The sequence below is a fragment of the Urinicoccus massiliensis genome, from assembly GCF_900120405.1.
GTDB lineage: Bacteria > Bacillota > Clostridia > Tissierellales > Peptoniphilaceae > Urinicoccus > Urinicoccus massiliensis.
Genome location: NZ_LT635493.1, coordinates 1,082,316 through 1,094,234, shown reverse-complemented (window position 1 = coordinate 1,094,234; position 11,919 = coordinate 1,082,316). Strand labels below are relative to the sequence as shown.

The 11,919-nt window shown below is 48.9% G+C and carries 9 protein-coding genes; 5 read left to right on the top strand and 4 right to left on the bottom strand.

Annotated features, from left to right (window positions below; genetic code table 11):
- Nucleotides 1–2 precede the first annotated feature (2 nt).
- Nucleotides 3–860 (top strand): ABC transporter ATP-binding protein, encoded by an 858-nt coding sequence (locus BQ7400_RS09715; RefSeq protein ID WP_034440175.1) that lies wholly within the window; start codon nt 3–5, stop codon nt 858–860.
- A gap of 35 nt (nt 861–895) precedes the next feature.
- Here the strand turns inward: BQ7400_RS09715 and BQ7400_RS09710 are convergent, their stop codons facing one another.
- Nucleotides 896–2,107, bottom strand: coding sequence for a BaiN/RdsA family NAD(P)/FAD-dependent oxidoreductase (locus tag BQ7400_RS09710; protein WP_072470375.1), 1,212 nt, complete (start codon nt 2,105–2,107; stop codon nt 896–898).
- Between the two features lie 124 nt (nt 2,108–2,231).
- Here BQ7400_RS09710 and pepT point away from each other — a divergent pair, with 124 nt between their 5' ends.
- Entirely contained in the window at nt 2,232–3,440 is a 1,209-nt protein-coding gene (gene pepT / locus BQ7400_RS09705) for a peptidase T (protein WP_072470373.1), read from the top strand.
- A gap of 51 nt (nt 3,441–3,491) precedes the next feature.
- Here the strand turns inward: pepT and BQ7400_RS09700 are convergent, their stop codons facing one another.
- Nucleotides 3,492–4,298, bottom strand: coding sequence for a nitroreductase family protein (locus tag BQ7400_RS09700; RefSeq protein WP_072470371.1), 807 nt, complete (start codon nt 4,296–4,298; stop codon nt 3,492–3,494).
- Between the two features lie 114 nt (nt 4,299–4,412).
- On the opposite strand from BQ7400_RS09700, the gene BQ7400_RS09695 reads away from it, so the two are divergent.
- From BQ7400_RS09695 to nrdG, 3 genes are all read left to right on the top strand, one after another.
- Entirely contained in the window at nt 4,413–6,218 is a 1,806-nt protein-coding gene (locus tag BQ7400_RS09695; protein WP_072470369.1) for an ATP-dependent helicase, read from the top strand.
- Nucleotides 6,219–6,447: 229 nt separating this feature from the next.
- On the top strand, nt 6,448–8,571 hold the full coding sequence (gene nrdD / locus BQ7400_RS09690) for an anaerobic ribonucleoside-triphosphate reductase (protein ID WP_034440167.1): 2,124 nt from the start codon (nt 6,448–6,450) through the stop codon (nt 8,569–8,571).
- Complete coding sequence (gene nrdG, locus BQ7400_RS09685; protein ID WP_072470367.1) at nt 8,571–9,077, top strand: anaerobic ribonucleoside-triphosphate reductase activating protein; 507 nt, start codon at nt 8,571–8,573, stop codon at nt 9,075–9,077. Before nrdD ends, nrdG begins: the two co-directional genes overlap by 1 nt.
- Before the next feature lie 95 nt (nt 9,078–9,172).
- On the opposite strand, the gene tkt is transcribed toward nrdG, so the two are convergent.
- Together tkt and BQ7400_RS09675 are read right to left on the bottom strand one after the other, a co-directional pair.
- Nucleotides 9,173–11,149, bottom strand: a complete 1,977-nt coding sequence (gene tkt / locus BQ7400_RS09680) for a transketolase (RefSeq protein WP_034440163.1) — start codon at nt 11,147–11,149, stop codon at nt 9,173–9,175.
- Nucleotides 11,124–11,918: a WecB/TagA/CpsF family glycosyltransferase gene (locus BQ7400_RS09675; protein WP_072470365.1), complete on the bottom strand. Its 795-nt coding sequence runs from the start codon at nt 11,916–11,918 to the stop codon at nt 11,124–11,126. The genes tkt and BQ7400_RS09675 overlap by 26 nt, the downstream gene beginning before the upstream one ends.
- Nucleotide 11,919 lies beyond the last annotated feature (1 nt).

Below are 11,919 nucleotides of genomic sequence, written 5' to 3'. Positions count from 1 at the left end.
TCATGTTAAAAATTGAAAACTTAAGCAAACATTTTGGAAAAAAACTTGCCCTTTCAGACATCAATTTAGAATTAAATTCTGGTATTTATGGTCTTTTAGGAGATAACGGTGCTGGGAAATCTACCTTAATGCGGATTTTAGTCGGTGTAGACAAGCCAAGTAGTGGTCAAATTTATTACCAAGAAGAGGATATTTCTCAGTTAAAGGAAAAATATCGAAGTCTCTTAGGTTACATGCCCCAAGAATTTTCTGTTTTTCCTGGTTTTACAGCCTATGAGTTTTTAACCTATATGGGTGCCCTAAAAGGTTTAAGTAAAGCCACACTAAAAGAAAAAATCCCCCAAGTTCTATCTTTTGTAAACTTAGAGGATGTAAAGGACAAAAAAGTATCCAATTTTTCCGGAGGAATGAAACGAAGAGTAGGTATCGCCCAGGCTATCCTCAATGATCCAAAAATTCTTATTTTAGATGAGCCAACGGCAGGTCTAGACCCTGGGGAGAGAATTCGATTTTCAAATATCCTATCTAATATGTCCAAGGACAAAATTATTCTCTTCTCTACACATATCATTTCCGACATTGAAGCCATTACAAAAAATATTATTATTTTAAATGATGGGAAAATTAGAGCAAAAACTACATCCGATATACTCATTGATAAAATGGGTGGAAAAATTTTTGAAAAGTACATTCCCTTCCAAGCTCTCAAAATCTATGATAAAAAAGTTCATATTATTCGAATGCGTTATGAGGAAAAGGGATTAAAAATTCGATATACAGGAGAGTTATTAGAAAATTCTGTTTCCGTAGAAGCTACCCTTGAAGACTACTACATTCTTCATAAAAACCAAAACATCTAGGATTTGAAAATACTTCTCCTCAAAACTTTTAAATCCTATTTTTCTTCCTGTAAAATCCCCTGGGCACAGGCCATGGCTGAGGACCAGGCCCATTGGAGATTGTAGCCCCCGCAATCTCCATCCACATCCAAAAGCTCCCCTATCATGTAGAGGCCGGGATGGATCTTGGACTGGCAGGTCCCATCTACTTCCAGGCCCGACACTCCACCACAGGTTACCTGGGCTTGGTCATAGCCCATGGTCCCCGTCATATCCATTTGGTAGTGGGCCAGGAGCCGCCAAAATCTTTCCAGGTCTTGGTAGGCCAGGTCCTGCAAGGGGGTTTCCTTGGACAGGTCCAAGCTCTTGGCCAGGACATGGATGAATTTTTTATGGACCAGGCCCTCTAAAAATTCTTCCAGGCTCAGGTGGTAGTATTGGTAGGTTCTTTCCTGGACATAGGTGTAGACTTGGTCTAGGTCCTGGCTTCCATTTAAGAGGCTGAAATGAAAGGTTACTTTTTTCCCCTCCCTAAAGGCCAGGTTGGCCCTCCGGGACAGGTCCAGGACCGGAGGTCCTGACAGGCCGTAGTTGGTGATTAAAATTTCTCCAGCCTCCTGAGCCAGCTTTTCCCCATCCTGGTAGGCTTCCAAGAGACCTTCTACTTTAACACCTTGGAGGTGGTTTAAAAAGGGGTCCTGGGTCTTGACCTGGACAATGGCAGGAAAGGTTGGGGTCACTGTATGGCCCAGGCTTTGGGCTAACTTGTAGCCTTGTCCCCGGGACCCGGACTTGGGCATGGCCAGGCCCCCAGTAGCCAGGACTAGCTTGTGAAAAAATTCTTCTTGGCCCTCCTGGTCTTTTAAAACAAAGCCTTCTTTTTCAGGTCGGATGGCTAGGATTTCTCTTTGGCAAAAGACTTGGTTGTTTTCTTGGACCCGGCGTCTTAAGATGTTGACCAGGCTGGAGGCCTGGAGGGTCCTGGGGTAGATCCTTTGCCGGTGGTCGGCCAGGGTATCCAGGCCCAGAAGGCTAAAATGGTCCAGGACTTGGTCCTGGCTGGCCCTTTGAAAGACGGCCTGGATTAGGTCCTTATTTCCATGGAAGTGGCCTAGGTCCATGTCTTGGTTGGACAGGTTACAACGGCCGTTACCTGTTACCAATAATTTTTTTCCCACCCGGTCTTTTCCTTCAAATACAGTGGCTCCCGGCAGGAGGCTGGCTAAAAATAGGCCTCCGGCTCCGCCACCAACAATTGCAATTTTCACACCATCACCTCTTTCAAACTCCTTTTATCTTACCACAAAGTTCCGGGAAATTTTTCCCCTATCTTGTAATTTTCCAAAGTTCATTTTACAATAGAGTCATTCAAGGAACAAGAAAGGAGTCCCTATGCTAAAAGAACGATTTTTAAAGTATGTACAAGTCTATACAACTTCCTCGGAAGAATCCACCACTTCTCCCTCTACCCACCGGCAATTTGACCTGGCCCACATCCTCCGGGATGAATTGCTGGACCTGGGCCTGGAAGATGTCAAGGTCAGCGACCACTGTATTGTCACAGGTAGCCTTCCCGGGTCTTCCAAGGAAAGCCTGGGCCTCATTGCCCATATGGACACCTCCCCGGACTTTTCCGGTCAAGGGGTCAAGCCCCAAGTCATTGAAAACTATGACGGAGGCCCTATCCACTTAAAGGGAGCCGACCTAACCATGGACCCCAAGGACTTCCCAGACCTAAAAGACCTGGTGGGAAAAACCGTCATTACATCCGATGGGACTACCCTTTTAGGGGCGGATGACAAGGCCGGAGTGGCAGCCATTATGGAAGTCTTGGCCTATTATGTGGCCCATCCTGATATCCCCCGCCCCAGTCTTAAAGTGGCCTTTACTCCCGATGAAGAAGTAGGTCGAGGGACGGAAAATTTTGACGTCCAAGACTTTGCCTGCGACTATGCCCTAACGGTAGATGGAGGGGGCCTGGGAGAATTCAGCATTGAAAACTTCAATGCCGCTTCTGCCACTGTCACCATCCAAGGCTTGAACATCCATCCCGGGTCTGCCAAGGACAAGATGGTCAACGCCCTGGACATTGCCACGGACTTCCACCAAGCCCTGCCTGTAGCCCAAAGGCCCCAACACACAGAGGGCCGGGAAGGCTTTATCCACCTCCACACTTTTTCCGGCACCATTGAAGAGGCCCAACTCAACTACATTATCCGGGACTTTGACCCGGACCTCTTCCAGGAAAAAAAGGACCTAATCCAAAAGCTGGGGGACTTTATGGCAGAAAAGCACCATACTCAAATCCAAGTAGACATTAAGGACTCCTACTATAATATGAAAGAAAAGCTGGACCAGGTGGACTTTTTAATCCAAGAAGTCCTCAAGGCCATGGAAGAAAATTCCGTGCCTGTCCGCTTGGAACCCATCCGTGGAGGCACTGACGGGGCCATGTTGTCCTACAAGGGCCTCCCCTGCCCTAACCTCTTTACCGGTGGCCATCACTTCCACGGCCGCTATGAATGCATCGCCCTGGAAGACCTGCAAAAGGCTGTAGATGTTTTAATCTCTCTGGTGGCCTCCCTGGGTCAAAGAAACTAGGCACAAAAAAAGTCCTCTCCAATGGAGAGGGCTTCTTTTATTTTTCAAATCTTATAGGGAATAGGATCCAAGATAGAGGTAGTTTCCTTCTTGGGCAAATTGGTCTTCCATAACCCATTCTTTTTGGCTGCCGAGAGTCTTCATCATTTCTTGGAAGTAGAACATCATAACGCCACAGTCTACCAGGGACCGGTTGTCTTCTTGGCCGGTAACCATATAGAGTTTTACTTGGCTTCCTTCCAGGACAAAGCGCCAGGGTTGGGTGTTCTTGTGGCTTGGAGCATAACGAACGGAAGAAAATACATCAAAAAGACCCAGTTGGTCCAAGGTTTCCGGGTTGGCTGGTGTATTAAGGTCATTTTCAAAAACAAATTCCCTCACATCCATCCGAGCACTGTGCTTTTCGGGTTCAAAGAGTTTTTTCTTCTTGGGATAACCCAGGGCGATGATGTAGTCAATGTCTTTTCCCTCGCTGCCAAAGGCTTCTTGTTTGGCTTGGGCGTCTACATGGTCCATGGTGATCCAGCAGGTTCCAAGGCCCAGGTTAACCAGGTCTGTGTTGATTTCTTCCAGGGTGTAGCCGGTTTTTAATTGGTCTCTTGCTTCCCGACCGGCAACGGTCATGGATAGGTAGTGGGGAGCCTTGATCATGACTCCGGCATATCCTGCCTTCCCTTGGAGGCGGTCACAAACCACTTGGCCATTTTGGAAAAAATTAAAAGAAATTCCAGCTGCCTTGCAGTTGGTGTTTCCACGGTCTACAATGTTTTGGACCCTTTCCAGGTCCTTTGCAGACAGGCCTTGGTCCTTATAGTCCCGGACGGACTTTCTCTCTTGCAAAAAATTTGTCATTACCATTTGTCTTTCCTCTCAATCCATTCTTCTCAAAATTAAATTACTTACTTTTATTATACCCTTTTTGCAAACCTTTCACAAGGACCATGATATAATAGACTTTGATAGGAGGTAAGCATGAACTTTACAGACGCCCAATTAGATGCTATCCACCATACCCGGGGACCCGCCCTGGTTTTAGCCGTGCCCGGAGCTGGTAAAACCACAGTTTTAATGGCCCGGCTGGCCCGACTAATCCAGCTAGGTTATCCTGCAGAAAAACTTTTAACCATTACTTTTTCCAAAAATGCCTCCCTGGATATGAAGAAACGCTTTCGGGACCTCTTTCCCCAACTGGAAAGCCCCCACTTTATGACCATCCATGCCTTGTGCTTTCAAATCATCCGCCAATTCCACCCCCAGGCCAAGAGCATCCAGGTCCTGGCCGACAAGGACTATAAAATCCGCCGGGACCTCTTGACCCGGGCCTACTTAAAGCACAACCAAATCACCCCGTCGGAAGAAAAAAGAGACCAGTTTTTTCAAGAACTTTCCCGGGCCAAAAACCTCATGATCCCCTTTGACTCCTATGTCTTAGACAAGGAATGCAAGACAGCCCACTTCCATTTAATTGCCCGGGACTATGAGGCGGCCAAGGCCAAGGCCAATCTCATTGACTTTGACGACATGCTGGCCCTGGCCCTGGACCTCCTGAGTCGGGACTCCATTGCCAAAAAGGTCCAGGGGGCCTTTGACCTGGTCCAGGTGGACGAGGCCCAGGACACCTCCAGCCTGCAAATGCGGATTATCGAAAAAATCGCCTCCAAGGGGGAGGTCTTTTTGGTGGCCGACGACGACCAATCCATCTACGGCTTTCGGGGGGCCAAGCCCCAGGACCTTTTGACCTTTGAAAGGGACTTTGGGGCCAAAAAATACTATCTGGAAGACAACTTCCGGTCCACCGACCAAATCATCCACCTGGCCAAGACCTTTATCCAGGCCAACAAGTCCCGCTATGAAAAAAATATGCTGGGCCACAAGGGCCAGGGCCTGGATGTCCAGCTGGTGGACCTGGCCCAACCCCAGGACCAATACGACTTTATCAAAAAACAGCTGAAGAAAAATGCCCGGGCCGCCGTCCTCTACCGCAACACTGTCTCCTCCATGGGCCTGGTCAACGCCTTTTCCCGGGAAGATTTTTCCATCCGGCAAAAAGAGGCCCGGTTTTTCCGCCACCCCATCCTCTATGACCTGCTGGCCTTTATGGACCTGGCCCAAAACCCCAAGGATCATGAAGCCCTCTCCCTAATCTACTACAAGATGCGAGGCTATCTTTCCAAGAAGATGGTGGCCCAGGCAGGAAAATCCCGGGGCAATGTCTTTGTGGCCATGGCCTCCACTCCAGGCCTCCAGGACTTCCAAAAGAGAACCATCTACGAAATCAAAGAGGACTTTATCCACCTAAGTGCCCTGAGTCCCTGGCAACAGGTCCGCTTTATCCTAAAGGACCTGGAATACGACCAATATCTCATGGACCTCCACAAAAAATCCAAGACCAGCCTGGACCAACTCTACTCCGTCTACAAGCACTTTATGGAAATTGCCAAGGCCTGTAAAAATCTGGCAGACTTTAAGGGTCGGCTGGCCTTTTTAAAAGACAGTATCCTCCAGGCACCGGAAGATGGCCCCCTGACCTTTTCCACCATCCACGGGGTCAAGGGCCTGGAATTTGACCAGGTCTTTATCCTGGACCTGGTTAACGGAGAATTTCCCAGCCTCCAATCCCTGGAAGACCCCCTGGTCCTGGAAGAAGAACGGCGGCTCTTTTACGTGGCCATGACCCGGGCCAAAAAGGAACTCTACCTTTTAAGGCCCAAGAGGATTTTTTCCATGCCTACAGAAAAAAGTCTCTTCTTAAAAGAAGTGGGAAAAATCTTAACCTGACCCCAATCTTTTCCCTCCCTTTTTCGGGAGGGATTTTTTTATAAAAAATTTTTCATCTCCAAAGCCTTTAAAGTCCTTGCTTTAAGCCAGGAGGCATTACTATATAATGTTATTTTTTCCTAAATCTATTGCATATCACCACTATATATAGTATTATATAAAAGTATTAATAGGGGTGTTAAATACGTTATGTAAGTTGTCGTTAGCGTGTGTTTTAAGGGAGTTAAAAATGTTACAAGTAATCAAAAGAAATGGAGACCTGGCAGACTTTGACAAGGAAAAGATTAAAATTGCCATTGAAAAAGCCATGCACTCCAGCAATGGTGTTTTTGTAGACCAACAGGCAGACCTCATTGCCGATGAAATTGAAGCCTATGCTCATCAATTGGACAGCCAATTGACCATTTACGACATTGAAGACCAAGTCTACTACAAGCTCTTGGAAAATAAAAACCCCGCCACAGCCCGGGCCTATGAGTCCTACCGGTCTGTCCAAGCCTATAAGCGGGAGCAAAACACCACAGACAAGGAAATTTTAGGCCTGTTAAATTCCACCAATGACGATGTCATGAATGAAAATTCCAACAAAAACGCCGTCATTGCCTCTACCCAAAGAGACCTCATTGCCGGAGAAGTCTCCAAGGATATTGCCAAGAGAAAAATTTTGCCGGCAGACCTGGTGGAAGCCCATGACAGCGGCGCCATCCACATCCACGACTTGGACTATATGATCCAACCCATCTTCAACTGCTGCCTGGTCAACATGAAGGACATGTTGGACAAGGGAACTGTCGTCAACGGCAAGATGATTGAAAGCCCCAAGTCCTTCCAAGTGGCCTGTAATGTCATGACTCAAATCATTGCCCAAATTGCCTCCAACCAATACGGGGGCCAATCCATCAACATTGCCTGCCTGGGCAAGTACCTCCGCAGGTCCTATGAAAAAAATCTCAGCCTGGCCCTAGAAACTTTAGGCGACGTCACCCTGGCTGAAAAAATGGCCGACTCCATGACCAAAAAGGACCTGGAAAGCGGCATCCAAACCATCCAGTACCAAATCAACACCCTGATGACCTCCAATGGTCAAGCTCCCTTTGTTACTCTTTTTATGTACCTGGATGAGGAAGACCCCTATATTGACGAAGTGGCCCAAATTATTGAAGAAATCCTAAGACAAAGAATCAAGGGCATTAAAAACGACGCCGGCGTCTATGTCACCCCGGCCTTCCCCAAGCTCATCTACGTCTTGGACGAAAACAATGTCCACAAGGACTCCAAGTATGCCTATTTAACCTCCTTGGCCATCCACTGTACTGCCAAGAGAATGTACCCCGACTATATCTCCGCCAAGAAGATGCGGGCCAACTACGAGGGCAATGTCTTTTCCCCCATGGGTTGCAGGGCCTTTTTGCCCCCCTGGAAGGACAAAAATGGCCACTACCAATTTGAAGGCCGCTTTAACATTGGAGCCTGCTCCATCAACCTACCCCAAATTGCCATTTTGTCCTCCGGAGACGAAGACAAATTCTTTAAACTCTTAGACAAGCGTCTGGACCTGGTCCGCCGGGTGGGCCTCATCCGCTACGACCACTTGAAAAATGTCCGGTCCGACAGCTCCCCCATCCACTGGCAACACGGGGCCATTGCCCGGCTGGGTAAGCACCAACCCATTACTGACCTGCTCCATAACGGCTATGCCACCGTTTCTTTGGGCTATATCGGCATCTACGAAGCCACCATGCTCATTAAGGGAGTCTCCCATACAGACCCCAAGGGCTACGACTTTGCCATGAAGATCATGGACCACCTAAACGATGCGGTGAAGAAGTGGACCCAAGAAAGCGACATCAAGTTTACCCTCTATGCCACCCCAGCAGAGTCTCTCACCAACCGCTTCTGTAAGATTGACAAGGACCGGTTTGGAGAAATTGAAAATGTCACTGACAAGGGCTACTATACCAACTCCTTCCATGTGGATGTCCGGGAAAAAATCACAGCCTTTGAAAAATTTACCTTTGAAGCCAAGTTCCAAGATCGGTCCACCGGAGGCTGCATCTCCTATGTAGAAATTCCCAACATGAGCCACAACCTAGAAGCCTTGGAAACCATTGTCCGTTTCATCTACGACAACATCCAATACGCCGAATTTAACACCAAGTCCGACTACTGCTCCCAATGTGGTTTTGACGGAGAAATCAAGTTCAACGACCATGACCAATGGGAATGCCCCCAATGTGGCAACACCGACAAGGCCACCCTGTCCGTGGTCCGTCGAACCTGCGGCTACCTGGGAGAAAACTTCTGGAATGACGGCCGGACCAAGGAAATCAACAGTCGGGTCCTCCACATCTGATGCGCTACGGACAAATTCGCCAGTACGATGTGGCCAATGGCCCCGGCATCCGGACTTCCATCTTTGTCACCGGTTGCCGCCACCACTGCCCCGACTGCTTTAATCTAGACTACCAGGACTTCCAGGCCGGAGACCCCTGGACAGACCAGGAGACCCGGACCCTGCTTTCCTACCTCCAAGACGACCTAGTCCAGGGTCTGACCATTTTGGGTGGGGAACCCTTTGAGCACTGCCAGGCCCTAATCCGGCTCTTGGAAGAAATCAAAGAAGAAGTGGACAAGAAAATTTGGATCTACTCGGGCTTTCTCTACGAGGACCTGGTCCAAGACCCCCAGGCCCGGACCCTCCTTTCCCTTTGCCATGTCTTGGTAGACGGGCCCTTTATCCGGGAGAAAAAAGACCTAAGCCTTCGCTTTCGTGGGTCCTCCAACCAAAGGATTATTGACCTGAAAAAAAGCCTTGGGTCTGACCAGGTCTATTTATGGGATGAAGGTGCGGACCATTAAATCATTTTATAAGACAAAAAAGACCAGCTAGTTTGCTGGTCTTTTTTCTATAGATGACTAAAGGCAAAGCCGGAACTACAGGTTCCGGCTTTTTCTTATCTTCCTAAATAGTCATGAATTTCTTTTAAAATATCTTCCTTAGTCATCTTGAAGTAGTTAAAGACTTCCTTGCCAGGGCCTGAAGCACCGAATTCGTCAATACCGATGTTCATACCTTGGAAGCCGGTGAACTTGGCCCAGCCCATGGTGGACCCGGCTTCAATGGACACCCGTTTTTCAGCACTTTCCGGCAGGACTTCCTTGCGGTAGTCGGAGGATTGGGCTTCAAAAACTTCCCAGGATGGCATGGAAACCACCCGGACTCCCAGGCCTTCTTGTTTCAATTCTTGGGCCACTTCTAAACTCAAGGCCACTTCAGATCCTGAGGCTAAAAGGATGAGGTCTAAGTTTCCTTCTTCTTTTAAGAGGACATAGCCACCCTTCATGGCCTCCCGGCTGGTTTCTTTTAATTCAGGACAGGTTTGCCGGCTCAAGGCCAGGGCCACAGGAGTCTTGGTCAACTTCAAGGCACAGGCCCAGGCTGCTGCCACTTCTGTAGTATCGGCAGGCCGGAAGGTAATAAAGTTTGGAATGGCTCTTAACATGGCCAGTTGGTCAATGGGTTGGTGGGTGGGTCCATCTTCTCCTACCCCAATGGAGTCATGGGTAAAGATAAAGGTGGAGGGTAGACCCATAAGGGCTGCCAGGCGAAGTTGGGGTTTCAGGTAGTCAGAGAAAACCAGGAAGGTGGCCCCATAGGCCCTAAGACCTCCGTAGACGGACAGGCCGTTGACAATGGCCCCCATGGCATGTTCCCGGATACCGAAGCCAATGTTGCGGTTTTGAGGACTTGTAGGGCTCATGTAGCCTTCCCCATCAATAAAGGTCTTGTTGGAAGGAGCTAGGTCTGCAGACCCTCCTAGAAAGTGGGGCACTTCCTTGGCAATCCGGTTTAAGATCATACCAGAAGATGCCCGGGTCGCCTTGTCGCCTTGGGCCTTCCAAAAGTCGTCCTTTTCCAAAAAGTCCAGGTCCAAGTCTCCGGACCAAACTTTTTCTAAAGCGGCATAGTCCTCTGGATATTTTTCTTGGTAGGTCTTGCAGAGGTCAAGCCATTGGTCGTAGTCTGCATTTTTCTTGGCAATAATTTCTTCTTGGGCCTGGTAGACTTCCGGGGCAACGCTAAAGGCCTCTTGGCCTTCCATGTGGTAGAAGGCCCGAGTTTTTTCAAGGCCTTCCGCTCCCAGGGGCTCCCCGTGGGCCTTGGCAGAATCTTCCTTGGGACTACCGTAGCCAATCTTGGTCTTAATTTCAATAAAGCTGGGGCCCTTTTCTTCCTTGGCCTTGGCAATGGCTGCCTTGATGGCTTCTGTATCGTTGCCGTCTTCTACCTTGGAAACGGACCAGCCCAGGGCCCGGTAGCGGCCAGCTGTATCTTCTGTAAAGGCAATATCTGTAGAGCCCTCGATGGTGATGGCATTGGAGTCGTAGAGGACAATGAGCTTGTCTAATTTTTGGGTTCCGGCAAAGGAAGCGGCCTCGTTGCTGATGCCCTCCATTAAGTCTCCATCCCCACACAGGACATAGGTATAGTGGTCAATAAGCTTGATGTCGTCCTTGTTGTAGACAGCTCCTAGGTATCTTTCTCCCAGGGCCAGGCCCACAGCCATGGAAATTCCTGAACCCAAGGGACCTGTTGTCACTTCCACTCCCTGGGTGTGGCCATATTCTGGATGGCCCGGTGTCTTGGACCCCAGTTGGCGGAAGTTTTTTAAGTCCTCCAGGCTTAGGTCAAAGCCAAAGAGGTGGAGCAGGCTGTAGAGCAAGGCAGACCCATGACCGGCAGACAGGACAAAGCGGTCCCGGTTGGGCCAGTTGGGATTTTTGGGGCTGATATGTAAAAAGTCAGACCAGCAGGTATAGGCCATGGGGGCTGCTCCCAGAGGAAGCCCTGGGTGGCCAGAATTGGCCTTTTCAATGGCATCCACACTCAACATTCGAACCGTATCAATTACCTTTTGATTCATTTTCATCGAAATCCTCCCGAACAATTTTTACTGCATTCTTCTTTGTTATTACCTGGATTAAAAACTTGGGTATGGCCAGTTGCCTTTTCCAACGACTGGGGTTTTTTATCAGCCGGTAGAACCACTCTAGGTGGAGGCGGATAAAAATTTCCGGGGCCCGTTTTTGTTCCTTAGCCAGGATATCCAAGACCCCTCCATTGCCAATCCAAACTCCCCGGCCCAGCCTTTGACTGGCCTTGTGGATAAAGACCTCCTGGACGGGAAAGCCCAGGCCCACAAAGACGATGTCTGCTTGGAGCCTTTGAATTTCTTCAATAATTTCTTCCTCATCCTGGGTCAAGTCTTGGTCCAGGGAGCTTTTTCCGTAGTAGCCATGGTGGCTTCCCACCACCACTAGGCCGGGATAGTCCTCTTCCACTTCTTGGGCAGCCCTTTGGGCAATGCCCTTCTTGGCTCCCAGGAAGTAGACCTTGTAGCCCTCTCTTTGAGCTAGTTTCAAAAGATGGATACTGACATCAAAGCCCGTAACCCTTTCTTCCAGGGGGATTTTTTTCATCTTGGCCCCTATGACCAGGCCGATGCCGTCGGCCAACCTGAGGTCACCGGAATTTACAAGGTCCCGGATCCAGGCCTTGTCCTTGGCCTCCATGACAATTTCTGTATTTGGTGTGTAGATCCTCGTTTTCTTCCCCTGGACCAAGGCCTCTTCCAGGTAGGCGTCTACCTGGTCCATACTGAGGGCCTGGACCCGGCTTCCAAAAAAGGAAACTTCCATC

Coding starts and splice junctions, on each gene's coding strand:
- BQ7400_RS09700 (WP_072470371.1), bottom strand. CDS start 4,298: ATGGTAATGACAAATTTTTTGCAAGAGAGAAAGTCCGTCCGGGACTAT.
- nrdG (WP_072470367.1), top strand. CDS start 8,571: ATGCGCTACGGACAAATTCGCCAGTACGATGTGGCCAATGGCCCCGGC.
- pepT (WP_072470373.1), top strand. CDS start 2,232: ATGCTAAAAGAACGATTTTTAAAGTATGTACAAGTCTATACAACTTCC.
- tkt (WP_034440163.1), bottom strand. CDS start 11,149: ATGAAAATGAATCAAAAGGTAATTGATACGGTTCGAATGTTGAGTGTG.
- BQ7400_RS09695 (WP_072470369.1), top strand. CDS start 4,413: ATGAACTTTACAGACGCCCAATTAGATGCTATCCACCATACCCGGGGA.
- nrdD (WP_034440167.1), top strand. CDS start 6,448: ATGTTACAAGTAATCAAAAGAAATGGAGACCTGGCAGACTTTGACAAG.
- BQ7400_RS09715 (WP_034440175.1), top strand. CDS start 3: ATGTTAAAAATTGAAAACTTAAGCAAACATTTTGGAAAAAAACTTGCC.
- BQ7400_RS09675 (WP_072470365.1), bottom strand. CDS start 11,918: ATGGAAGTTTCCTTTTTTGGAAGCCGGGTCCAGGCCCTCAGTATGGAC.